The organism is Thalassobacillus devorans, from assembly GCF_011761345.1.
In the GTDB taxonomy this organism is placed as follows: domain Bacteria; phylum Bacillota; class Bacilli; order Bacillales; family Halobacillaceae; genus Thalassobacillus; species Thalassobacillus devorans.
On the sequence record NZ_JAASRY010000007.1, the window covers coordinates 86287 to 108188 of the forward strand.

Annotated in this window: 19 protein-coding genes and 1 tRNA gene; 6 read left to right on the forward strand and 14 right to left on the reverse strand. The window is 43.8% G+C overall.

Annotated features, from left to right (window positions below):
* Positions 1 to 92 precede the first annotated feature (92 nt).
* The 5 genes from FHS45_RS18275 to FHS45_RS18295 form a co-directional block, all read right to left on the reverse strand.
* Positions 93 to 165: transfer RNA gene (locus FHS45_RS18275), tRNA-Ala, on the reverse strand.
* Between the two features lie 114 nt (positions 166 to 279).
* Positions 280 to 2748 (reverse strand): S8 family serine peptidase, encoded by a 2469-nt coding sequence (locus FHS45_RS18280; protein WP_062439390.1) that lies wholly within the window; start codon positions 2746 to 2748, stop codon positions 280 to 282.
* Between the two features lie 29 nt (positions 2749 to 2777).
* The gene (locus tag FHS45_RS18285) at positions 2778 to 5252 is read right to left on the reverse strand and encodes a S8 family serine peptidase (protein WP_062439391.1); all 2475 of its coding nucleotides are present in this window, start codon (positions 5250 to 5252) and stop codon (positions 2778 to 2780) included.
* 190 nt (positions 5253 to 5442) lie between these two features.
* The gene (locus tag FHS45_RS18290; RefSeq protein WP_062439392.1) at positions 5443 to 6090 is read right to left on the reverse strand and encodes a response regulator; all 648 of its coding nucleotides are present in this window, start codon (positions 6088 to 6090) and stop codon (positions 5443 to 5445) included.
* Entirely contained in the window at positions 6065 to 7912 is a 1848-nt protein-coding gene (locus FHS45_RS18295) for a GAF domain-containing sensor histidine kinase (protein WP_062439397.1), read from the reverse strand. The genes FHS45_RS18290 and FHS45_RS18295 overlap by 26 nt, the downstream gene beginning before the upstream one ends.
* A gap of 135 nt (positions 7913 to 8047) precedes the next feature.
* On the opposite strand from FHS45_RS18295, the gene FHS45_RS18300 reads away from it, so the two are divergent.
* A complete protein-coding gene (locus FHS45_RS18300) occupies positions 8048 to 8389 on the forward strand; it encodes a YflT domain-containing protein (RefSeq protein WP_062439400.1) in 342 nt (113 codons plus the stop codon).
* Positions 8390 to 8601: 212 nt separating this feature from the next.
* Here the strand turns inward: FHS45_RS18300 and FHS45_RS18305 are convergent, their stop codons facing one another.
* From FHS45_RS18305 to trpE, 7 genes are read right to left on the reverse strand one after another with little or no spacing between them, the layout of a single operon-like run.
* The gene (locus FHS45_RS18305) at positions 8602 to 9186 is read right to left on the reverse strand and encodes an anthranilate synthase component II (protein ID WP_062439403.1); all 585 of its coding nucleotides are present in this window, start codon (positions 9184 to 9186) and stop codon (positions 8602 to 8604) included.
* A 33-nt stretch (positions 9187 to 9219) separates the two neighbouring features.
* Entirely contained in the window at positions 9220 to 10023 is an 804-nt protein-coding gene (gene trpA / locus FHS45_RS18310; protein WP_062439407.1) for a tryptophan synthase subunit alpha, read from the reverse strand.
* A gap of 1 nt (position 10024) precedes the next feature.
* Positions 10025 to 11218, reverse strand: coding sequence for a tryptophan synthase subunit beta (trpB, locus tag FHS45_RS18315; protein WP_062439411.1), 1194 nt, complete (start codon positions 11216 to 11218; stop codon positions 10025 to 10027).
* Positions 11178 to 11855 (reverse strand): phosphoribosylanthranilate isomerase, encoded by a 678-nt coding sequence (locus FHS45_RS18320; RefSeq protein WP_062439414.1) that lies wholly within the window; start codon positions 11853 to 11855, stop codon positions 11178 to 11180. The genes trpB and FHS45_RS18320 overlap by 41 nt, the downstream gene beginning before the upstream one ends.
* Positions 11852 to 12613: an indole-3-glycerol phosphate synthase TrpC gene (gene trpC, locus FHS45_RS18325; RefSeq protein WP_062439417.1), complete on the reverse strand. Its 762-nt coding sequence runs from the start codon at positions 12611 to 12613 to the stop codon at positions 11852 to 11854. Before trpC ends, FHS45_RS18320 begins: the two co-directional genes overlap by 4 nt.
* Positions 12606 to 13625, reverse strand: coding sequence for an anthranilate phosphoribosyltransferase (gene trpD / locus FHS45_RS18330; protein WP_062439420.1), 1020 nt, complete (start codon positions 13623 to 13625; stop codon positions 12606 to 12608). Before trpD ends, trpC begins: the two co-directional genes overlap by 8 nt.
* Positions 13622 to 15130 carry an anthranilate synthase component I gene (trpE, locus tag FHS45_RS18335; protein WP_062439423.1) on the reverse strand — a complete coding sequence of 503 codons (1509 nt, stop codon included), beginning with the start codon at positions 15128 to 15130 and terminating at the stop codon, positions 13622 to 13624. Before trpE ends, trpD begins: the two co-directional genes overlap by 4 nt.
* 569 nt (positions 15131 to 15699) lie before the next feature.
* Between trpE and FHS45_RS18340 the strand changes: the two genes are divergently transcribed.
* The 3 genes from FHS45_RS18340 to FHS45_RS18350 are packed head-to-tail and all read left to right on the forward strand — an operon-like array spanning position 15700 to position 17584.
* Positions 15700 to 15903: a PLD nuclease N-terminal domain-containing protein gene (locus tag FHS45_RS18340; protein ID WP_062439427.1), complete on the forward strand. Its 204-nt coding sequence runs from the start codon at positions 15700 to 15702 to the stop codon at positions 15901 to 15903.
* A complete protein-coding gene (locus tag FHS45_RS18345) occupies positions 15903 to 16811 on the forward strand; it encodes an ABC transporter ATP-binding protein (protein ID WP_062439432.1) in 909 nt (302 codons plus the stop codon). Before FHS45_RS18340 ends, FHS45_RS18345 begins: the two co-directional genes overlap by 1 nt.
* A complete protein-coding gene (locus FHS45_RS18350; RefSeq protein ID WP_229717949.1) occupies positions 16808 to 17584 on the forward strand; it encodes an ABC transporter permease in 777 nt (258 codons plus the stop codon). Before FHS45_RS18345 ends, FHS45_RS18350 begins: the two co-directional genes overlap by 4 nt.
* Positions 17585 to 17688: 104 nt before the next feature.
* On the opposite strand, the gene FHS45_RS18355 is transcribed toward FHS45_RS18350, so the two are convergent.
* The gene (locus FHS45_RS18355; protein ID WP_062439437.1) at positions 17689 to 18858 is read right to left on the reverse strand and encodes an FtsW/RodA/SpoVE family cell cycle protein; all 1170 of its coding nucleotides are present in this window, start codon (positions 18856 to 18858) and stop codon (positions 17689 to 17691) included.
* Positions 18859 to 18998: 140 nt separating this feature from the next.
* Between FHS45_RS18355 and ftsW the strand changes: the two genes are divergently transcribed.
* Positions 18999 to 20186 (forward strand): putative lipid II flippase FtsW, encoded by a 1188-nt coding sequence (gene ftsW, locus FHS45_RS18360; protein ID WP_082411894.1) that lies wholly within the window; start codon positions 18999 to 19001, stop codon positions 20184 to 20186.
* Between the two features lie 61 nt (positions 20187 to 20247).
* On the forward strand, positions 20248 to 21576 hold the full coding sequence (gene mgtE / locus FHS45_RS18365; protein ID WP_062440607.1) for a magnesium transporter: 1329 nt from the start codon (positions 20248 to 20250) through the stop codon (positions 21574 to 21576).
* Positions 21577 to 21613: 37 nt separating this feature from the next.
* Here the strand turns inward: mgtE and FHS45_RS18370 are convergent, their stop codons facing one another.
* Positions 21614 to 21850: a hypothetical protein gene (locus FHS45_RS18370; RefSeq protein ID WP_062439441.1), complete on the reverse strand. Its 237-nt coding sequence runs from the start codon at positions 21848 to 21850 to the stop codon at positions 21614 to 21616.
* Positions 21851 to 21902: the final 52 nt, after the last annotated feature.

A 21902-nucleotide genomic window follows, 5' to 3' on the forward strand; every position in this document is an offset into this window, starting at 1 on the left:
GCAAAAAACCAACCAGTGAAATCTGGTTGGTTTTTTAGGCGGAAAATAAATAGTAATAGAAAAACCCTTGTAATTAAACAAGGGTTTATAAGTGGAGCATAGCGGGCTCGAACCGCTGACCTCTTCGCTGCCAGCGAAGCGCTCTCCCAGCTGAGCTAATGCCCCGTAATTCAATTATTAACTCGACAATGAGTATTATATAACGAAGTCTCTACCTATTTCAAGAGGAAAATTACAACCCCTGCCAATTTTTCAGCAGAGGTTGTGTAAATTAAATGTTTACTGATGATAAGCGTTAAAGTAACGGGTCATCGCTACTGCGAAATCACCACGCGTAATTTCTTCAGTCGGTGAAAAGTATGCCTCGACAGTCGGTTCTAAATCATATGAACCTTGTCTCACTTCAAAGTTTGCATTGATGATGTTTAAGTCAAGTGCATACTGTACATACCCTTTCAATGAATCAGCAATTTCATCAGCATCTACTACTTCTATTCTTTCCCCTTTATATTCAACCGTTACGTTGTCTGAAAAAGATTGGGCCTCCTCTTGCAAACCTAAACCTTGCACTAAGGAATATGCTAACTCTTCTCGCGTAACTGCATCATCTGGTGCAAAGCCAGTAGTTTTTGGCATTATTACTCCATCATGCTCGTGTTTTAGATCTAGAAATGCTGCTCCATTTGCAGTTACTGCTTCCACAAATGGGAGGTCATCATCATCTACATCTGAAAAGCTTGGTCCATCAGTAGGCAATGACTGGCGAATTTCTGCACCCATCACGAGATATTCCGCAAGATCGCTGCGTACCAGCTTCTGATCAGGCTTGAATTCTCCATCAGCATAACCGTCAAATAATCGTTCCTTAACACCTATTTGAATCGCCCCAGCCGCCTGATGTCCTGCAATATCATCAAGTCCTGTGTAGCCATCTACTTTAGTATAAGCTAACGTTCCTTCTACTTCTTCCGGTAACCCAAGACCATCCGTTGGGTTCAATTCATCTCCCCTCAAACCTCTGAGTTCTGCTTTCCAGGTTCCTGATTGAGGGGAATTAACAGTGACGGTCCGGTCTGAATAAAGCGTGAACAATAGGCTGATGCCAGAACTATATTCTGTTCCATCCGGGGCAATCAGTACAAGGTTTACCGGATTGCCTGTTTCACCAATAAGTCCTTTGCCATTTACTTGGGCAGTCAACCCGCTCAGTCCTTCCTCAACTTCGAATTCGTACTGATTATCGGATACATAGGTTAATGGGTTGTAATCAATAGTAAAAGGAGCTCTTTCCGTTGTGCTTTCTACATCACTGTGGAATGATCTTTCTGCATTGACTGTAGCTCCGTAATTTTTATTGAACAGGATACTGTCAACAGCCGCATAAGCATTCAGATAACCTGCACCGGCTTCCCATGTTTCATAACCAGGCATATTCGTAGCCGTCTGCTCAATAGTTTCCTTTACATCATCAGGTGATAGCGTTGGATCTGCTTCCAGCATCAGGGCGACTACACCTGCAACATGAGGAGTTGCCATTGACGTACCGCTCATCATTGTATAATAAGGGACATGGGCCGTATCGATTTCTTCTAAATCAGAATCGATGGCCAATGAACTGACGGGAGCAAGAACACGAGTTGAAATAATGTCTACCCCCGGAGCAGTAATGGTTGGTTCGTCTTTCCACGTCCATGACTTCCCATCCATTTCGAAAGTTCCACCGACATCTTTCGTACCACGGGAAGAAAAGTCAGCAAGCTTGCCATCTTTTTCACCGGCACCAACAGAGATTACCCATGGTGCTTTAGCGTAAGGATTATGTGTATTTTCACCAGGACCTTCATTACCAGCGGCAAATAATACGGTAATGCCTCGATCATATGTCTTCTTACTGGCAATGTTCACTGGATTTTCCGGGTCAAAGTCACCGGAAGATCCCCAGGAATTTGTGATAATACGTATGTTGTATTCGTTTTGATGTGTAATGGCATAGTCGAATCCACCAATCGTGTCCAATACAAACAATGCCGCTCCAGATCCATACCCGATAAGGTCAGCTCCCGGGGCCGCGCCTTCATACAAGCCTCCGGACATCGCTCCGGTCCCACCAACAGTTCCTGCCACATGTGTACCATGACCAGAGTTGGTGTCTGTGTTCGGTACATTCTCGGTATAGCTGACAGGGAGAAGCCCTGGCGAAAGACTGTTCAGATTGGTTGAACCTGCTACATTCTGAACGAGGTTACGGCCGAGTTCATGGTCTTTATGTGTGCCATCAACACCACTGTCATTGACGACTACTCCGACACTTTTCCCAGAAACAGGCATGCCGCCATTTTCTGCTGTCATGTCCGAATCTGTCCGTACTTTATCTACTCCAGTAATTTCAGTGGCATCAGCATTAAAGTACTCTAGTTTTTTGTTCAAATAAATAGACCGTATTTCACTATTTTCTTCCAGGTATTTGATCTGGCTTTTAGTTGCTATCACTCCCATGATTGGCAGTGACTGCATGGCAATTCCTGTATCGATGCCTATTGATTCTATCAAGCTCAGCTGGTGATTGGTTATTCCTTCGTCACCATGAAAAGTAACGATAACTTGATAGGGTCCTTCTTCATTTTGTAAGACTTTTGTCAACTCAGGATCAATCGTCACGCTGTTTTCTGTTGCATGTACCAAACTTCCTCCAGCAAATAAAGAAAACAAAAGTATACCTGTACAAATTAAGCTGATCAGTCGTTTCATCCAATTGCTCCTCTCTCATAGAGAATATTTTATTTTAAATAAGCCTGAAAATAACGAGTGATTGCCACCGCATAGTCAGCTCTTGTAACAGTCTCATCCGGCTTGAAAGCTGCTTCAACTGCCGGCTCTAAGTCATAGTCTCCTTGGTTGACAGAAAAATAAGCATTTAACATATTCAAATCAAGTGCCAACTGGACATAGCCTTTCAACTCTGCGGGTACATCCGCTTCATCTACCACTGGAATCCGCTCTCCGTTATACATGACTGTCAAAGGCCCTTCTTCCCTTTGCTCAGCTTCTTCCTGGAGGCCGAGGCTTTGGACTAGAGAATAAGCCAGTTCAGCACGGCTGACTGCTTGCTTTCCTGAGAACTTTCCATTGTCACCTGGGAGCATTACCCCGTTATAAACCTGCAGTTTATCCAGCAATGCAGCCCCTGTTGCTGTCACTGCTTCTGCGAATGGTTGATTATCTGCTTTTACATCCCGGAAGTTGAAATCTCCCTCTGCTGGGAGCGACTGTACTACTCCTGCCCCCATCACTAGAAACTTAGCTAATTCGATACGTTCTAATGGCTGGTCCGGCTTGTAAGTATTGTCATTAAAGCTGTCGATCAATCGTTCACTGACTGCCATTTTTATAGCCGCTTCTCCAGAATGTCCATTGATATCATTTAATCCTGAGTAGCCTGCAGCTGATTTAATAGCTAATTCCCCTTTTATCTTTTCTGGGAGGGAAAGTGTCCCTTGCAATCCTTCTAACCTGACCTTCCAAGTACCAGGGATCGGGTCAGTTACCTGAACTGTGCGGTCCGTGTAAAGCGGAAATAGTACGGAAACCCCTGAGCTGTAAGTTGTTCCATCGGGAGCTTCCAAAAGCAAATTCACTGTATTCCCCGTTTCTTCTAATAATCCCTTGGCATTGATGCGAGCAGTGACCTCATCCGCTCTTTCCTCCACTTCAAAAACATAGGAGTTATCGGACAGGTTTAGTGGGTCATACTCAATCGTAAATGGGTCATAATCTACAGTGGTGTTAACCTCAGCATGGAAAGTGCGATTCATATTAACCGTGCTCCCATAACTTTTGTCGGAAAATGCCGCATCTACTACTGCATAAGCATTGACATAGCCCGCACCGACTTCCCAAGGTTCATAACCTGGCATATTGGTTGCTGTATCCTGAATTACCTGTTTTACTTCCAATGGGGATAACGTTGGGTCAGCCTCTAATAGTAAAGCGATGATACCAGCGATATGAGGAGCTGCCATTGACGTTCCACTCATAGTCGTATAATACGGGAGATGGGAAGGATCGATGTTTTCCACATCATCTGCGGCTCCAAGTGAGGATAAAGGTGAAACAACTCTTGTAGAAATTATCCCTTCGCCAGGTGCCGTAATAGTCGGTCGATCTTCCCATGTCCATGTTTCTCCATCGACGACGACTTCACTGCTTTTTTCTTTAACCCCTCGGGAAGAAAAGTCCGTCAGCTTTCCATCCTTTGTTCCAGCTGCAACTGTAATGACCCATGGTGCTTTCTTGTAATTTCCTGATATTGTGGCTTCTCCAGGTCCTGAGTTTCCCGCTGAAAATACAGTTACAATTCCACGGTCGTACAATCTTTTAGTCGCAACGTTTATCGGATCATGAGGGTCAAACTCAGTTCCTGCGTCACTTGTGCTCCCCCAGGAATTCGTAATAACACGTATGTCATATTCCTGTTGGTGGGTCAACGCATAATCAAAGCCGCCTATCGTATCCAGAATCGTTACTGCAGCACCAGAACCATATCCGATTAAATCAGCACCAGGAGCCACTCCTTCATATTTACCGCCTGACATTTCACCGTTGCCTCCGACAATGCCAGCGACATGGGTCCCATGCCCGGAATCTGTATCTGTATTCGGAACGTCTTCAAGGTAGGTAATTGGCAGGAATTCACTCACGGCATGGAGGTTTAACGATGCATCAACATTCTGCACCAGATGATTCGGATATTCATGATCTTTATGTGTACCATCCACCCCACTGTCATTGATGACAACACCCACGCCGCTTCCTGATACAGGAAGGCCGCCATTATTTTCACGGAAGGAATCGGAAGTACGGACGCGGTCAACACCGGTTAGTGCTGTGGCATCACCATTTTCATATTCCACTTTTTGATTGAAATAAATAGAACGAATTTCACTCTCCGACTTCAATTGTTCTATCTGATCTTTGGTAACTAAAGCTCCGGTCATAGGCAGACTTTCAAATATTATCCCTTTTGTTATACCGGCATCCTCCAATAAATTAAGTTGTGCATCTGTTAAAGCATTCTCCCCTTCAAATGTGATGATTGCTTCAACAGTACCCTCCTGATTTGCTAATTCCTCCAATAGAATATCATCGATGATAGGTCCTGAAATTGCTGCTGAACCGCTGCTGGTATTGGATAATATTCCTATCAGCAGGCCCAAAGCCAATACCATTGTTGTGCTTAGTAATTTGACTCTCATATACACCCTCCCCTTAATTTAGAATAATTGAAATATTAATTTAATTATCCCATTTTACGATTCCAGCAACTATTCACTAAGAGTTGTAAAAAAAGTTCTTCCAAAGTACTAAATCTATTTACTACTTTGGTACTATCAAAGAAATGCTTACCATTTAGGAGGCAAAAAAAATAGCCCTTCCAAGAAGAGCTTAGGTGCCAGGTGGTAATGGTACCAATTGATTCTGTACCGCATAAATGACAACTTGCGAACGACTTTTCACATTAAGTTTCTTGAAAATTTTACTGACGTGGATTTTCACAGTCTTATCACTTATAAACAGACGTTTTCCTATCTCTTTGTTACTTAAGCCTTCTACCAGACATAAAAGGACTTCTTTTTCGCGTTCTGTCAGCTGACTATCGTTATTACTTTCCCCTTTTTGCTGGTGAATGGCAAACAGTTTTTTAGTCATTGATGGGTGAACCACAGATTCACCGTTAAACACATTATGAATTGCTTCAATCACTTGTTCGGATGGAGAGTCCTTCAATAGATAACCCTCCGCTCCTTCCTTAATGGCTGACATAAAATACTCATCATGATTGTACATCGTCAACACCAGTACCTTGATTTGCGGGAAATCCTTTTTTATCATCCGGGTGACTTCAATCCCATTCAAGTCAGGAATATTGATATCCATTAGAATCACATCGGGAGCAGTTTCTTCAACGATTTCCAGTGCTTGTATACCAGAAACTGCTTCTCCGACTACCTTAATATCATCTGCCATCCCTAAAATATTTTTCAACCCATCCCTCAAGACAGCATGATCATCCACCAGCATAACTTTTATCATTCGATTCCTCTCCTCCCACTTCCATTTTTGGAACAAGTAGTGTAATTTCTGTCCCTTCTCCTTCTTTACTATCAATCTGAATGGAAGCATTAATTTTTTCAGCCGCTTCATTCATATTCAAAATCCCGAAATGGGGGCTGTTCTGCGCCTTGATGATTGCTTGATAAAGGGAAAAACCGACCCCATTATCTTTTACTCTTATAAGCACATGTTCTTTCTGATAACTGAGCAGCACATCGATCTTGCTGCTTTGTCCATGCTTGATGCTGTTTTGCAGGCTCTCCTTGAAGATATCGAACATGACCTTTTCTACAAATGGAGTCAGCTCCTGTTCGTCCCCTCTGATTTCAAAATTTATTTCTAATTCCTGATCGTCATCAACAGCTTCAATCTTCTGCATGATTGCCGAGGATAGCCCGACACGGGCAGTCGGGTAAGGGCGTAAAGCATATATCGAATCCCTAAGCTCTTTTAGAGAATGTCTCATTTTCTGGATGCTTTCATCTAATAATGCTCGTGTATCATCTTTATTTGTATCAAACTTCTTATCTGCCGTTTCTAATTTCATTAAAGCTCCAGCAAGAGTTTGTGCCACACCGTCATGAATATCACGGGCGATCCGGTTTCTTTCTTCAACAATCAACAGCCGCTCCTGCTCCTGAAATAGATTCCTTGTCTTAATCACAACCGCCAGTTGGTTAGCAATCGTTGAAAGCGAGGTGACATCATCTTTCGTAAAGCTCTTCGTCCTGCTCCTGGCTACAACGAACATTCCCACCATTTCCTCCTCCAAAAGTAAAGGAGTATATAATAGTGCATGAAGCTCTTGTGAAAAACACTTTCCCGCCACACCCGAATCCCTTTTTGCATTATGATAGAGAACTGGATCATTGATGGTGAGGAATTTTTCTTTTGTCTCTTTCGGGAGACGGACATCCTTCTGTACTCTTCCATCCTCAAAGCTTCGTTTCCACTCTCCGTTTTCTCTTATCCATAAAATAGCCACATCCGAATCAATAAACTCTTTCAAATTATCAGCCAGGTTACCCATCCACTTATCAGAAGGAAGCATATGATTCAACTTTGTAGATATGGAGAACAGGGAATGAAGGCGACTTTTTTCTTTTTTAAGTCGAGCGATCATCGAACTGAGCAAGGCAAGCCCTACTAATGGAGAAAAAAAGAAAAAATATGAAAATATATCAATCTCCCCTCGGTTTTGAGTACCAACCAGATAAAAAATGATGCCATAAGTTAAAGAAATACTAGCACTCATAAATTCAGTGGCCATTTTTTGTTTCCATGCTGACAACGTATATACCTGAGGACGCAGCAGTAGAACAATATCGACAAATAGATTGTTAAAAAAGTAATAGTAAATAACTATAATTCCAAAATGAAGAACTCCACTAGTGAAATGGGTAGGAAATGCTGGCATAAATAGTTCTGTCAATTGAATGGCAAGATAAAAGCTTAAAATCAATTGGGAGGGGTTAAAAAAGACGATGCGCAGTGGGTATCGGCGGATCAGGTAAATCATAAAGACGATACTAGCGAATATTGTCAGTGTATATGCCAGTCCAAACACCAAATACATGACATATATAATAGGGAAATGCAAGGACGAATTGCCCCTCCATACGGGGATCGGATAAAACTCAGCCAACCATAAAAATACACCAAGCAATAATAGAATATGCCCATTATCGATAAGGTGAAGATCAAAAAGGCTTCTTAAAATCAGCAGCCAACCGAATATCGAAATAAGGGTCATGTAAATTTTTGCATTATATTCTTTTTGGTTTGGGGTCAGTTTCTTCATGCGATCACCTTTTATAATATTCTGTCAATAAAATATTAGCTGATTTATGGATGTATAGCAAATTATTAAAAGCGTGTTACAGCCGTTTAGGCCGTTTTCATGCAGGGAAACGATTACTCTAAGGAGGCGATACTAATGCAACCAAACTATCAAATTTTTAGTGATGACGAACAAATGGGTGAATCTATCGACAGGATTAAAAGTCATGGGGTAGATGAGGATAATATCTACATTCTTTCACATGACAATGATCATGTCAGAAGAACTAAGAGACAAACTGATGCTAATAAGATTGGTGTTAGTGAAACGGGTCTTGGAACAGCCACAAAAAATGTCTTCCGCGGAAAAGATGACAAATTAATTTCTAAGATGAAAGAAATTGGTTTTGAACAATCTAAGGCCAAGGATCTTCATAAAGAATTAGAAAAAGGAAAAACTTTATTAGTTGTAACAAATGAGGAGGATGTTAAATTCTAAGACCTGAATTCCAGGTCTTTTTTATTTTGCGGGCACCTTTCCACTTGTAGTTTACCCAAAGAAAAACGGACTGGTCGAATGAACATTCACTGACCAATCCGTTGTTACTCGCTCCAATGAGCGATAACTTGTTTCTATTATTACAAACAATCATAAAAGTAGCTATTAGCTAAATGGAGTAAACCATTAGTACTTTAGTTATAAAGAAAAGGTTATTTAACAGGAACTTTGATATACTGGTTCAGCATATTTTGCATCAATTGCTTCCCTTCTAGTGTCCCTATCGATTCCGGATGAAATTGGACGCCTTCGATCGGATACTCTTTATGCCGGATACCCATGATTTCTCCGTCTACTGTTACAGCAGTTAAATCAAAGGTTTTTGGCAGACTTTCCATATCGACAATCAAAGAATGGTAGCGCATGGCTTCCATCGGGGATATCAGCCCCTCGTAAATTCCTTTTTCCTCGTGATGAATGTAGGATGATTTGCCATGCATCAACTTTTCCGTCTGTACCACTTCCGCGCCGAATGCCTGGGCGATGGCCTGATGCCCAAGGCAGACACCGAAAATGGGAAATTCACCTTTAAACTCATTGATGACTTCTAATGTCATAGGGGCATCGCTCGGTGAACATGGTCCCGGTGAAAGAAAAATCAAATCAGGCTGAAGATTTTTTATCTCTTCCAGGCTTACCTTATCATTACGACGTACAAGAATTTCTTCCCCAAGCTCGCCGAGATATTGCACAATGTTATAGGTAAAGGAATCATAATGGTCAATCATATAAATCATATTGCTCAGCTCCTCTCTGCTCTTCCTCCTCTGCTACTCAACTAGTTCACGTACATTCTCATAAAAACGGTTCAAGGCTTCATGGCGTTTGCTATCATCTTTTAAATTTTCTACTTCTGCTTCCACCAGCCGAATGATTTTGCTCCCGATAATGACACCATCCGCATGCTGCCGGATCATTTGGACATCTTCATTCGTCGAAATGCCAAAGCCAACTGCAACGGGAACAGGGCTGTGCTCCTTCACTTTTTGGATAAAGTCAGTGACTTCTGACGACAACTGATTTTCGCCACCGGTAACCCCAAGCGTTGATACGCAATAAAGGAATCCGCGCGCTTCAGATGCTATCTTTTGAATCCGTTCCTCTGAGTTAGGAGCAACTAATGAAATATATTCAATATCGTGTTTTAACGCCAGTTCTCTGACAGACTCGCTTTCTTCATGCGGCAAGTCTGGAATCAATACTCCTTCTGCTCCATGTTCCTCCAATAGTTTGAAAAACTTTTCTTCTCCAATACGGAGGACTGGATTATAATACGTGAATACGACAACCGGGATCTCCAGCCCATTTGCACGCATGTCAGGTATCAATTCGATTGCCTGCTGCAAAGACATGCCATTGTCCAGGGCACGTTTTGCAGCCCGCTGGATCGTCGGCCCATCGGCCAGTGGATCGGAATAAGGAATTCCTAATTCCAAAATATCAGCACCAGCCTCCTGGAGTTTCAAGGCGAGGTCAATCGTCACCTCAGGGGTAGGATCTCCTGCTTCAATGAATGGGATGAACAAGTCTTCTGTCTTGTTCAATTTCCCTTGGAATGAAGTTTGTGTCAGCATGTTATTCCTCCCCCTTGAAATGATTCATAATCGTAGCCAGGTCTTTATCTCCACGTCCCGATAGATTGATGAGAATCGTTTTATCTGCTGACATGTCCTTTGCTTCTTTAAAAGCCTGGGCTAAAGCATGGGCGCTTTCCACAGCAGGAATGATGCCTTCCGTCTCGGTCAGCAGCTTCAATGCGTCCATCGCTTCCTCATCGGTAACCGCTTCATAGCGTACCTGTTTGGAGTCAAATAAGTACGCATGCTCCGGGCCGATGCCTGGGTAGTCGAGTCCTGCCGAAATCGAGTAAGGCTCGGTAATTTGTCCGTGTTCATCCTGCAACAGGAACGTCAACGAACCATGAATAACCCCGCGATCACCCTTCGTCAATGTGGCGGCATGCTCTTCCGTATCTACGCCTTTCCCAGCCGCTTCGACGCCGACAAGCTCGACATCATCTTCCAGGAAAGGGTGGAACATGCCGATGGCGTTGCTCCCGCCGCCGACACACGCATAAATATAATCCGGCAATGTTGGCTCCCCTTCAAGAAACTGACGCTTGGATTCGTCACCGATAATCCGCTGGAAATCTCGGACCATCCGTGGGTAAGGGTGCGGCCCAACGACAGAGCCAATCAAATAAAAGGTATCTTCACAGTTGGCAACCCAGTAACGTATCGCCTCGTTGGTTGCATCCTTCAAGGTACCTCGTCCGCTGGAGACAGGAATCACTTCTGCTCCAAGCATTTTCATCCGGAAAACATTCGGTTCCTGGCGGCGGATATCTTCTTCCCCCATGAACACTTTACATTCCAATCCGAATTTAGCAGCGACCGTCGCAGACGCTACACCGTGTTGTCCTGCTCCCGTTTCAGCAATGATTTTTTGTTTACCCATCCTTTTCGCAAGCAATGCCTGACCAATGGCGTTATTGAGTTTATGGGCTCCAGTATGGAGTAAATCCTCCCGCTTTAAATAAATCTTGGCTCCACCAAGTATCTCGGTCACTTTATCCGCGTAAGTGAGTGCCGTCGGTCTTCCTGCATACTTTTCTAAAACACCGTGATATTCTGCGATAAACTCTCTGTCAGCCATCGCTTCATCAAGCGCCTCTTCGAGCTCCTGTAAGGGAGCCATCAAGGTTTCCGGTACATATTTTCCGCCAAAATCACCGTACCGCCCTTGTTGATCCGGATATACTTGTTCCATAGTTTTCCACCTCTCTCATCAGCGCTTGAATTTTATTTCGATCTTTTTTATTGTCCGTTTCAGTCCCACTGGAAAGGTCGATTCCTCCCGGGTGGTAGTTTAATACTTCTGCTGCGTTTTCATCTGTAATACCACCGGCAATCAGACACGGAACTCCCTGGTGCTCTGCTTCTTTCATATATGACGGGATGGCTTTCCAATCAAACCGCACGCCGGTTCCACCGTAGGCACCTTTCACTTTGGAATCTACTACAAAGCCATCGACAGCTCCTTTGAATAAGTGCATATAATCTACGCCAAAATCAGCGTGGTGGATGACTTTATAAACCGGTACAGCAAAATGTTCTTTGATTTGCAGAACTTCAGAAACCGTTTCATTTCCATGTAACTGGATGATGTCGAGTGGGACATAGTGTAAAACTATTTCCAGCTCTTCTAGTGTCGGTTCGACAAAAACCCCAACCAGTTTTTGATGCGGCTTGATTTCATAAAGCCAGCGTCCGACAAGCTCAGGACGGACATATCGTTTCGTCCCTTGTACAAAGATGAAACCAAGATGAGTCGCCTGCGAGTCTGCACTATAGGCTAAGTCCTGCTTCGAGCGGTTCCCGCATAGTTTCACTAACGGTTCGGTCATGAGCGGACGCCTCCCATCAAACGGGTCACCGCTTGATTGAGGTTATCCTGACGCATCAACGCTTCACCAACCAGGATGCCTTCCGCTCCTGCCGATACGACCTGTTCGATATCCTCATAGGTGAAGATGCCGCTTTCCGAAACTAGCAGACTCTCTTCTGGAACCATTGGGGCAATTTTCTTCGTCTGTTGCAATGTAGTTTCAAAGGTTTTAAGATTCCTGTTATTGATACCGATAATTTTCGGTGTGAAAACTTCTAAAATTCCTTCCATCGTCTCGCCTGAATGAACTTCCACAAGTGCTTCCATCCCGAGTGACTCGGCTTGCTCATAGAGCTCATGAAGCTGCTTTGGTTCCAATGCTTCTCCGATCAAGAGAATCGCATCCGCTCCGATACGGTCGCTTTCTTCGACCTGGATAGGATCGATGATGAAATCTTTACGCAATACCGGCAGCTCCACTACCTTTTTAATGTCATTTAAAAAGTCACGGTGCCCCTGGAAGAAATGCTGATCAGTCAATACAGATACCGCCTGTGCTCCCGCTTTCTCATATTCCCGTGCGATGACGACGGGATTGAAATCATCACGGATAATTCCTTTCGATGGCGATGCCTTCTTCACTTCTGCAATCAAACCGGCAAGGTGAGGGGAATTTCTTAACGCATCACGCAAGGAACGGCGTGTCGTCTTCTGTTCATCTGGTAATAAGATTTTTTCTATCTCTTGTTGTTTGATGGCGAGAATTGTATCAAGCATATTTCTGCTCCTTTGTATGTGTGATTGCTTCAAAGTATTCCCTTACAACATCTTCCTCAAGCGCTTTTTTCACCTGCGCTACCCCTGCCTGGATGCTATCCGCCTGCCCGGCAATATATAATCCAGCTGCCGCGTTCATCAGTACGATATCCCGGGCGCTGTCATTCGCATTGTTATAGACGATATCTTCAATGATAGCGGCACTTTCTGTCGGATGGGAAATTTGGATATCCTCCAGCTTGCCTCTTGATAGCCCAACCTCTTCCGGGCTCACTGTAAACCTCGTAATCTCTCCATCTTTCAATTCCACGATATCCGTTTCCCCGGTAATGGTTATTTCGTCCAGGCCGTCACGGCCAGTCACCAATAGTACGTGTTTGGACCCAAGTGCCTTTAACGTACCTGCCAGTTTTTCTCCGTAATTCGTATCATAGATACCAATCAGCTGACGTTTCGTCTGCGCGGGATTGGATATCGGTCCAAGCAAGTTGAATACAGTCCGGAATCCAAGTTCCTGTCTTGCTGGTACGGCGTGTTTCATCGCCTGATGGTAAGTTGGTGCATATAAAAACGTCATCCGCTTTTCGTTCAGCGCTCGCTTGCCTTCCTCCGGGGTGACCTCTAACGGCATTCCTAATAACTCAAGCACATCGGCGCTGCCACTTTTAGAGGAAACTTTGCGGTTGCCATGCTTTGCAACCTTTACACCCATCGCAGCCAGGACAATCGCGACGGCAGTGGAAATGTTGAATGTCGAACTGCCATCCCCGCCAGTCCCGCAAGTATCAATGACCGCGTCATCTTCGAGATCCATTTTCAGCATATTGCTTCGCATCGCTCTGGCAAAGCCCGTCATCTCCTCGATTGTTTCCCCACGATAACGCAGCACGCTCAATACACTCATCAATTGCCCTGTAGAGACTTTCCCCTGCATGATCTGGTTCATCAAATCAAAGGCGTCCTGTTCACCAAGCTTTTCTCCTTCAACGACACGTTTCAATAATTCTTTCATCTCTGCTCCACTCCTTCTCTGCTCTTCTCAAATGTTTTCTCAGCTAATTCGATTGTCTTCTTTAATGCACTAGCTTTATTTAATGTTTCCTCATATTCGCTTTGTGGGTCCGAGTCTGCTACAACTCCTGCCCCCGCCTGGATATAAGCTTTTCCTTTATAAAGGGTCATTGTCCTTATAGTGATGCAGGAATCGATGTTCCCGTCATACCCAAGGTAAAGAATACCTCCTCCATAAAGGTGCCTTGGCGTTGGTTCCAGCTCCCTTAATATCTGCATCGCCCGGACTTTCGGCGCACCGGATAATGTCCCGGCCGGGAATGCTGAGTACAAAGCCTCTATCGGATGGATACCGCTGCGAAGCTTTCCGGTCACTTTACTGATGATATGCATCACCTTGGAAAAACGTCCGATGACCATGAACTCCGGCACCTTCACGGAACCGTATTCCGCTACTCTTCCTATATCATTCCGTGCTAGATCGACAAGCATCCGGTGCTCGGCCCGTTCTTTTTCATCTGCAAGGAGTTCATTAGCCAGGGCTTCATCTTCTTCCTCAGTCATCCCCCGCTTTCTAGTTCCGGCAATCGGGTGAATTTCTAATTCCCCGTCCCGGACTTCTAACAATCGCTCCGGGGAACTGCCGATCACTTCTAACTCACCGAATTTCAAATAAAACATATAAGGGGATGGATTTACTTTCCTTAATACCCGGTACAGCTGAAACCCACCAAGTGTGGTTTCAGCTTCGAACCGTTGGGAAAGGACCGCTTGAAAAATATCTCCTGCATGGATATAATTTTTCACTTTTTCTACATCTTCAAGAAATGATTCATGCGAATAGTTGCTTTTCAATTGGATTTCTTCGTGAGATTCCTCATCGTTCGTCAGCATCAGGTCATGTACAAACCCGTTGGTCATCAGCTGATCACTTAGTTCTTTGATACGGTTTCTCGCCTGAAGGAATTTATCCTCTGGTTTATCATCATCTTCCAGCCGGGCAAACTGCATAATTGTGGCTTCTTTCGTTTTATGGTTATAAGCAATCAGCGTCTGACAAAACAGGAGGTGATAATTCGAAATCGGGATATCGTCCTCGATCGCCTCGGGAACAGGCTCTATATCCGAAATAGCATCATAAGCGATATAACCGACAGCGCCACCACGAAACGGGACAGCGACCTCTGGTTCCTTCACCTTCAGATACTCCAATGAGCGATCGAAGGCTTCCTTTAAATCAGGAGCTTCCATCACCTGTGCTTTTTGTAAATCTTTAATATGAAATATCTCCCCATCCTGTTCGACTTCCAGCATAGGTTCAATACCGATGAAGGAAAAATTGGACCAAGGGGATTCTGGATCCTGACTTTCCAGCATATAGACAGCTTCGTCTTTCAATGCCTGGAACATATGAATCGGAGTCAAAGTATCCGTATAAAATGATTCCGTTACAGGGATTGTCTGATATGTGCGTGCAGCTTTTAGAAAAGCTTCGCGTGTGGTCATGTCCTCACCTCTCCATAAATGTTATGGAGAATGAGAGTTTGAGGGTGAAAAGTGGATGATAAAAGAAGGTTCGGTACAGGCAACGGTTCAGGCTCTCCCTGATGTCCCTCTACTCGCTCGGCTCAACTCATCCAATTACCTCAACTCAGCTCACTCATTCTCATCTCTCAACTCTAACTTGTTTGTTAGTTTATAGAATACTACGCTGTATGTCAACCAAAAGTTCTGACAATTTAAATATACATTCTGTTAAAGCTCTCAAATGCTGAAGACTCAGTTTCGAGACTTTTTGATTGTAATTATGGTGACTGGGGAAACGGATCGCTTTCCGTGGGCATGTGGTGAGCTTCCTCAGGCTTCGCCTTGCGGGATCTCACCGCTCACCCAACGCCCCTAAACTCTCACAATTATCTCGAAACCAAGTCTTCGACTTTTCGGTCATTTTTTTGGGATAAGCTGTAGTTGGGAATGCTGGGGTATTTTTTTATCAATATTTCTATAAAAATTTGAAGCTTTTTCCTATAATCATACGTAAGATTAGATGTATAGGAATTTTAGGGGGGATCCATATGGCAGAGTTATTTGAAAGTGTCAACTGGGCACTTATCGCACCGTTGATTGTCATCCAGCTGATTTTACAAGTGGTGGCGCTGATTGACTGGTTCCGGATCGAGCGGACAAACGGTCCAAAAATCATGTGGCTGTTCATCATCCTGCTTCTTAATATGATAGGACCGATCTTGTATTTTGTGATCGGAAGGAGACAAGAGTAATGGCGCTGCTGACAGTCAAAAATTTAAAGAAGAATTATGATGGCAGCCCTGTTATCCGTGGAATCGATTTTTCAATCAACAAGGGAACATGTGTCGCATTACTTGGTCCCAATGGAGCGGGCAAAACGACGACGTTACGGATGTTGTCCGGTTTAATCCGCTCAAACGGAGGAAGTATTTCTTTTGAAGGACTGGATTACCAGACGGATATCCGCTATCACATCGGCTACCTGCCCCAGCACCCCGTATTCCATTCCTGGATGTCAGGCAAAGAGTTTCTAGTATATGTAGCCAGGCTTGCCAACCTTGATAAGAAAACAGCGGCTTCACGGGCGGACGAATTACTTGCCCGTGTCGGCATTGCTGATGCAAAAAATAAGCGGATAGGAAAGTATTCTGGTGGTATGAAGCAGCGGCTCGGCATCGCCCAGGCTATGATTCACCAGCCGAAGTTGTTGATGCTGGATGAGCCAGTATCTGCGCTTGATCCGATTGGGCGCAGGGAAGTACTTACTTTGATGGAAGAGTTGAAGCAGGAAACCACCTTGCTTTTTTCTACTCATATATTAAATGACGCAGAAGAAGTCAGCGACGAGCTCCTGATGATGCATAATGGTGAAATAGTCGAGTCAGGACCAATGGAAAAGGTAAGGGAAAAACACCGTGTAGATAAAATCAATGTGGTCTTACAGGAAGGTTTTATACCTGATGAAGATTTAATTACAGCTCTTCCATCCGTCATTCGTACAGAGGTCGCCAGAGGGGTTCATCACATTTTCGTAACGGACACAAAACAGGCAAGAGACGAGCTTCTGCAATTGATTCAAGCGGAACGCTGGCCGCTGGAACGGTTTGAAGTAGGACGGGCCTCATTGGAAGATTTATTCATGAAGGTGGTGGATTCATGATGCAGTTCTTGACTGTTTTTAAACGTGAAATGCTTGAATCGGGCCGGAATTTCAAATGGATCTGGGTGCCTCTTGTCTTTATCCTGCTGGGGTTATCTGATCCATTGTCGACTTATTATCTTCCACAGATCATTGAATCCGTTGGCGGCCTACCTGAGGGAGCATCTTTTGAAATACCGACACCTCCGCCTCATGATGTCCTGATGATGAGCCTGGCCCAGTTCAGTCAGCTTGGCGTACTGGTGATTGCCTTAATGTCGATGGGACTTATAGCAGGCGAAAGAAAAAGCGGTGTCGCAGAACTGGTACTGGTGAAACCGGTGAAATACAGCACGTATGTATCTGCAAAATGGGCGGCTACCAGTGTGCTGGTGCTGGTCTCTTTGTTTGCCGGGTTATTGGCAAGCTGGTATTATGTCAATTTACTGTTTGGTAACATTTCCTTTTCAAACCTTTTAGCCACATGGTTTTTCTATGGGTTATGGCTGTTGTTTGTCATCAGTATCTCTGTATTCATGAATAGCTTATTCAAAGTTCCTGGACTGGTCGGGTTTATGACAATAGTGCTAGTCATCCTTACCAGTATAATGACGACCGTACTGGATCATATTCTGGATTGGAGCCCTGCTAAACTGAGCCCTTATATTAGAATGATGTTAAGCGAAGGAACCATATCTGGAGACCTTTGGGCTACTGCCCTAATCACGATCGGAATTAGCATTGGCTTACTGGCAGCAGCCATCTACACTTTCCGCACGAAAGAAATGGCCTGATTCCCAGTATTTGGAGGGCTCCGGGGTGTTTACGTAAACACCCCGGAGCCCTCCAAAATTTAACAAAAGGGAGGGTGCAAACTCCCGCACTCTCCCTTTCTTCTTTAATCTTGTAAATTGTTGTCGCCAAACATGAATTCACGCTGATGGTAATGGACAGCAAAAGCGAGCCCGATTGCCATGAGGTTCGCGAGCAGCGAGCTGCCGCCATAACTGATGAATGGGAGCGGAATACCTGTGATTGGAAGAAGCTGAACGGTCATCCCAATATTTTGGAACACGTGGAAAGTAATCATACTGACAACGCCAACACAAACATAGGCACTGTAGGAATAATTTGCCCGAATAGCCAGCTGGATCAAATGGTAAATCAATAAAAAGAAAACCAGAATCACCAGACAGGCGCCGACAAATCCGAACTCTTCGCCAATCACACTAAAAATAAAGTCGGTATGACTTTCAGGGATATACACTTCTCCCCCGCCGAATCCTTTACCGGTTAGCATGCCAGACCCAATAGCCTGTAAAGACTTTATGAGATGATATCCTTCTCCGGACTGGTATTTATACGGCTCGAGCCAGGCATAGATTCTTCCAAATTGATACTCCTGGATTCCCAAATACTTTCGCAGTACATCAGGAGCCTGGATGACGAGATAAAACACCGTCCCTCCCACTGCGCCAATCAATCCATAAATCGGAAGAATCAGCTTCCAGGTGACACCCGCAACAATAATCAAGCCTGACATGATTCCTAGATAAACGAGCGCAGTCCCGAAGTCCGGCTGCTGCATAATAAGCATGATCGGAGCGAATGTGACCCCCATAATTTTCATCAGGAGAACGAAATCAGTCTTAGTAGTCTTGAATTGATTCTCCTTATTATGGTTGACGATTACTCTGCTTAAAACAAGAATCGTAAATATTTTCATAAACTCCGAGGGCTGAATGGAACCTATCCCCGGCAGGAGGAACCAGCTTTTTTGACCATTGATTACCGGGGCTATGCTTGCCGGCGCCACGACAAGAGCTAACAGCACCAACATGCCGGCTCCATATACATACCAGCTCAACCCTTTATACTGAATCGGCTCGATCATCATCATTCCAGCTATGATAAAACTGCCAAGTATGTACCACATGATCTGTCTCAATACATAGTTATCAGAATACTGATTCGTCTGTATTGCGCTATATATGGCGACACAACTGATGGTAAACAAGGCTAACATAATAAAAAACAGGCGCCAGTCAAAGCGCTCTTCAAATGTCATTCAAATCATCCTCAAGGTTTATCAAAATGATGGAAGAGAAAAAACTGTTTTCCATACATATAGATTCTAATACAATATCCGGGATGATGAAACATATTTATACTAGATTCAACAATGAAAATCACACAAGGAGGCCCAATATGAAACAGATTTTGCGGAGCTATGATTTCGGACTGCTTGCCATCATACTGCTCTTGAGTATATTCGGACTGTTAATGGTCTATAGTTCCAGTTTTGCCTTTGCAGAAATCAAACATGGAAACCCTCAGTATTTTTTCACTAAACAATTGATGTGGCTGATCATTGGGCTTACGTTATTTTTTTTCGTCAGCATCTTCCCCTACCAATTATATGGACGATGGATCATACCAATCGTCTTTTTGACATTCCTTTTGCTGATAGCAGTCCTGATTCCTGGTGTCGGTATTGAAAGAAACTATTCGCAGCGATGGCTGGGAGCCGGTCCGTTGATTTTCCAGCCATCAGAACTGGCAAAAATAGCGTTCATCGTTTATTTCAGCAAAGTATATACCAATAAACAAAAAGATATAGAAAGCTTCACAAAAGGGGTACTCCCTCCATTAATTATACTTGGGGCAGGATTCGGACTGATATTAATACAGCCTGATCTCGGAACTGGCACGTCAATTCTGCTTGCTTGTGGAATGATATTGTCTGTATCAGGAATAAGACAGGTACATTTTTGGTCATTGGCAGGTACTGCTGCTGCAGGGGTCGCTGTTTTGGCATTTTCTGCTTCATACAGGCTGGAGCGGCTGACCTCCTTCGTCAATCCTTTCGCTGATCCTGATGGAAGTGGATTTCAACTGGTCAATTCCTACCTGTCAATTGGAACTGGCGGTGTCACCGGAACCGGACTTGCTAATAGTGTTCAAAAACTTGGATACTTGCCGGAAGCACATACGGATTTCATCATGGCGATCGTAGCTGAGGAGTTGGGGTTCCTTGGGGTAGCCATGACTATGATCCTATACTTGTTGCTTTTGTTTAAAGGATTCCATATATTTCAAAAAACGGAAAATCCGTTCGGGAGGTTATTGGCCTTAGGGTTCACCTTTCAAATCATTTCTCAGGCGATGATCAACCTTGGAGCAGTAACAGGGATGCTCCCAATTACAGGGATCACCCTGCCATTGATTAGTTATGGAGGGACTTCCATGGTCATCACCTTTATCTCCCTCGGTATTATGATGAACATTTCTTTGCAGCAAAATTACCGCTTAAAGTATAAGAAAGCTGGGAATACTACCCCTCCAAACAGGGTAAAAGGTGAAAAGACGTACCACAGTCCGGTATGGAACGGATGACGTACCTGTTGTAAAAGGGGGGAACACGTTGACTGCAAAAATTGAGTATGACAGTGAACTAATGTTAGAGATCTTAGATTTAGTCAAAGAAAACAATCAGCCACAATTAATGGAAACACTGGATGATATCCAGCCTTATGACTTACGGCAAATCTATCTCCAACTACCTGAAAAGCTTAAAACTAAATTTTTGTCTCTTGTGGACGAAGTACAGCTGGTAAAGCTGATCCAGGAACTGGAACAACCAGATCAGCTGAAAATGCTCAACCAATTGAGTACTAGTAAATCTGTTGCTGTGTTGAACAAAATGGATAATGACGATCTTGCTTATATGCTTGATCAATTTCCTAAAGAACGGGTAGAATATTACCTTTCGCGCATGCAAGACCAGGAATCCATGCACGTGCAGAACATTATGCACTATCCACCGGAAACAGCGGGAAGGCTGATGACGAACCGCTTTGTATGGATTTCTAAATCCGCAAGCGTACGCGATACAGTCGACAAATTGAAAACTTTTGCCACTATAGCCGAAACCATCAATTACCTGTATGTCATTGATGAGGACAAAAAGCTGGTTGGCGTCGTCTCTTACCGTGATTTGATTCTGGCGGATATGAATGAAACGATGGAGGATTTGATTTCCCATCGGGTTATTTCCGTACCGACAGAAATGGACCAGGAGGAAGTAGCGCAGGTAATCGAGCGTTATGACTTCCTTGCCGTCCCGGTTGTAGACGACGAAAACCACCTGAAAGGGATTATCACGGTTGACGATGTCATTGATGTCGTCATCCAGGAAGCTAATGAAGACATCGAAAAGTTGTCTGCTTCCGGTAAAGATATTACCTTCGAAACCAACTCATTGACCGCTTCCTACCGCCGACTGCCATGGCTGATTTTATTATTATTCATTGGCCTGGTCTCAGGGAGTATCATCAGTACCTTTGAAGAGACATTGGATGCTGTGGTTGCACTTGCCTTCTTCATGCCATTGATTGCAGGTATGACTGGGAACACAGGGACTCAATCATTAGCAATTGTCGTCCGGGGGTTGGTTTCCCATGACCTTGACAAAAAGACAGTCGCCAGGCTGCTATTAAGAGAAATGCTCGTCGGAATCATCATGGGGTTGATATGTGGTGCACTTATTTTAGTGGTAGCCTATATTTGGCAAGGAAATATTGCTTTAGGGGCTGTCGTAGGGTTATCATTGGTGCTGACCATTATTATCGGTACCTTGACTGGAACAAGTATCCCGCTCCTGCTTCATAAATTCAATGTCGACCCGGCGGTTGCTTCCGGACCACTGATTACGACTATCAATGACATTCTATCCTTATTTATTTACTTTAGTCTAGCAAGACTTCTAATCGAGTTTATGATGTAAAAAGGTCTGCCCTTGTTAGGGACAGACCTTTTATTATTTATTCGATTTCAGCTACATACTTTCTCAATTTTTCGTTTCTTTCCTCACGTTCTTCTTCAGAAGCTGTATCGTATTTTTTCAAGAGATGGAAAATATCATTAAGCTCTTCTTGAGAACGAATATCCTTTAAATAGATATGCATTTTCACTGCAAGTTCATCAGGTAAGAATTCTTCCTGACTAATCAGTTTTTTCTTCACATCGTCTTGACCATGATCAATATTGCACTCTGCCATGTTTAACAAACCTCCATCTTTAATAATTTATATTGAGACTTACTACATCCTT

Bases quoted from the DNA above. Each gene is read 5' to 3' on its own strand.
- FHS45_RS18280 (WP_062439390.1), bottom strand. From the start codon at position 2,748: ATGAAACGACTGATCAGCTTAATTTGTACAGGTATACTTTTGTTTTCT.
- FHS45_RS18285 (WP_062439391.1), bottom strand. From the start codon at position 5,252: ATGAGAGTCAAATTACTAAGCACAACAATGGTATTGGCTTTGGGCCTG.
- FHS45_RS18290 (WP_062439392.1), bottom strand. From the start codon at position 6,090: ATGATAAAAGTTATGCTGGTGGATGATCATGCTGTCTTGAGGGATGGG.
- FHS45_RS18295 (WP_062439397.1), bottom strand. From the start codon at position 7,912: ATGAAGAAACTGACCCCAAACCAAAAAGAATATAATGCAAAAATTTAC.
- FHS45_RS18300 (WP_062439400.1), top strand. From the start codon at position 8,048: ATGCAACCAAACTATCAAATTTTTAGTGATGACGAACAAATGGGTGAA.
- FHS45_RS18305 (WP_062439403.1), bottom strand. From the start codon at position 9,186: ATGATTTATATGATTGACCATTATGATTCCTTTACCTATAACATTGTG.
- trpA (WP_062439407.1), bottom strand. From the start codon at position 10,023: ATGCTGACACAAACTTCATTCCAAGGGAAATTGAACAAGACAGAAGAC.
- trpB (WP_062439411.1), bottom strand. From the start codon at position 11,218: ATGGAACAAGTATATCCGGATCAACAAGGGCGGTACGGTGATTTTGGC.
- FHS45_RS18320 (WP_062439414.1), bottom strand. From the start codon at position 11,855: ATGACCGAACCGTTAGTGAAACTATGCGGGAACCGCTCGAAGCAGGAC.
- trpC (WP_062439417.1), bottom strand. From the start codon at position 12,613: ATGCTTGATACAATTCTCGCCATCAAACAACAAGAGATAGAAAAAATC.
- trpD (WP_062439420.1), bottom strand. From the start codon at position 13,625: ATGAAAGAATTATTGAAACGTGTCGTTGAAGGAGAAAAGCTTGGTGAA.
- trpE (WP_062439423.1), bottom strand. From the start codon at position 15,130: ATGACCACACGCGAAGCTTTTCTAAAAGCTGCACGCACATATCAGACA.
- FHS45_RS18340 (WP_062439427.1), top strand. From the start codon at position 15,700: ATGGCAGAGTTATTTGAAAGTGTCAACTGGGCACTTATCGCACCGTTG.
- FHS45_RS18345 (WP_062439432.1), top strand. From the start codon at position 15,903: ATGGCGCTGCTGACAGTCAAAAATTTAAAGAAGAATTATGATGGCAGC.
- FHS45_RS18350 (WP_229717949.1), top strand. From the start codon at position 16,808: ATGATGCAGTTCTTGACTGTTTTTAAACGTGAAATGCTTGAATCGGGC.
- FHS45_RS18355 (WP_062439437.1), bottom strand. From the start codon at position 18,858: ATGACATTTGAAGAGCGCTTTGACTGGCGCCTGTTTTTTATTATGTTA.
- ftsW (WP_082411894.1), top strand. From the start codon at position 18,999: ATGAAACAGATTTTGCGGAGCTATGATTTCGGACTGCTTGCCATCATA.
- mgtE (WP_062440607.1), top strand. From the start codon at position 20,248: ATGTTAGAGATCTTAGATTTAGTCAAAGAAAACAATCAGCCACAATTA.
- FHS45_RS18370 (WP_062439441.1), bottom strand. From the start codon at position 21,850: ATGGCAGAGTGCAATATTGATCATGGTCAAGACGATGTGAAGAAAAAA.